Annotated in this window: 1 protein-coding gene; it reads left to right on the forward strand. The window is 71.1% G+C overall.

Features of this window, described 5'->3' with window-relative positions; translation table 11 throughout:
* A partial coding sequence (locus ACIBX3_RS61235; RefSeq protein WP_397130036.1) for a polyketide synthase dehydratase domain-containing protein occupies positions 1-1,323 on the forward strand: 1,323 nt, incomplete at both ends.

The following is a 1,323-nucleotide window of genomic DNA, read 5'->3' on the forward strand; positions in this document are numbered from 1 at the left end:
CCACGCATCCGTGGCTGGCTGATCATGCGGTCAATGGCCGGGTGGTGGTGCCGGGTGCGGCGTTGGTGGAGCTGGCGGTGCGGGCCGGCGATGAGCTGGGTTGCGGGCATTTGCGGGAGCTGACCATTGCGGCGCCGTTGCTGGTGCCGGCCGAAGGCGGGGTGCACATCCAGCTGGTTGCCGGTCCGGCCGATGAGAGCGGTGGCCGGTCGGTGGGCATCCATTCGCGTCCGGGGACGGCCGAGCCGTGGGTGCGGCACGCCGAGGGCCTGCTCACCGAGGAGAACGCGCAGCCGCTGGTTGACCTGACCCAGTGGCCGCCGGTCGGTGCTGAGCCGGTCGAGGTGGATGCGCTTTATGACGAGCTGGCCGCGTCGGGTCTGGAGTATGGGCCGCTGTTCCAGGGCGTGAGCAGGGCTTGGCAGCAGGGTGGCGCGGTGTTCGCCGAGATCACGTTGCCAGAGCACGCTGAAGCGGCCCGGTTCGGGCTGCACCCGGCCTTGCTGGATGCCTCGCTGCACGCCATCGCGTTGGGCGAGCTGTTGCCGCGATCGGAGCCTGGGCGGCCGTATCTGCCGTTCGCATGGAGCGGGGTGTCGCTGCATGCGGCGGGCGCGACCGGGCTCCGCGTCAAGGTCACCGCCAATGGCAACGACATCACGCTCGCCATAGCCGATGAGAGTGGCGCGCCGGTGGCCGAGGTGGAGGCGCTCACCCTGCGGCCCGTGTCCACCGCCGAGCTGGCCGCCTCGGAGCGTCAGGGCTTGCTGCACCAGCTCGACTGGTCCGCCGTCCCAGCCGTTTCAGGGAACGAGACGTGCCAGTGGGTCGAACTGACTCACTTGGATCTGGTGTCGATCGACTTTGTGGATCTGCCCGAGGCGGTCCTGGTCCGGGGTCAGGATCTGCATGCGACGCTGGCACTGATCCAGGACTGGCTGGCCGAGGAGCGGGTCGACTCGCGGCTGGTCATCGTCACGCGCGGCGCGGTGGCGGCAGGTCCGGGTGATGTCCCGGATCCGGCGCAGGCGGCGATCTGGGGCCTGGTCCGGGCCGCGCAGTCTGAGCAGCCGGACCGGTTGGTGCTGCTGGACCTGGACGAGGATGTGCCGCAAGGGCTGATCGAGCAGGCGCTGGTCAGTGGCGAGCCTCAGGTGGCGGTTCGCGACGGCGAGGTGCGCGCGCCACGGCTGGCTCCCGCTGCGGACCTCTCGGATCGAGGGCCGGTGTTCGGGCCGGAGGGCGCGGTGCTGGTCACCGGTGGCACCGGTGGGCTGGGTGCGCTGGTGGCCCGGCATCTGGTCGCCGCGCACGAGGTGCGGC

This window comes from Nonomuraea sp. NPDC049480 (assembly GCF_044465905.1).
Lineage (GTDB): Bacteria > Actinomycetota > Actinomycetes > Streptosporangiales > Streptosporangiaceae > Nonomuraea.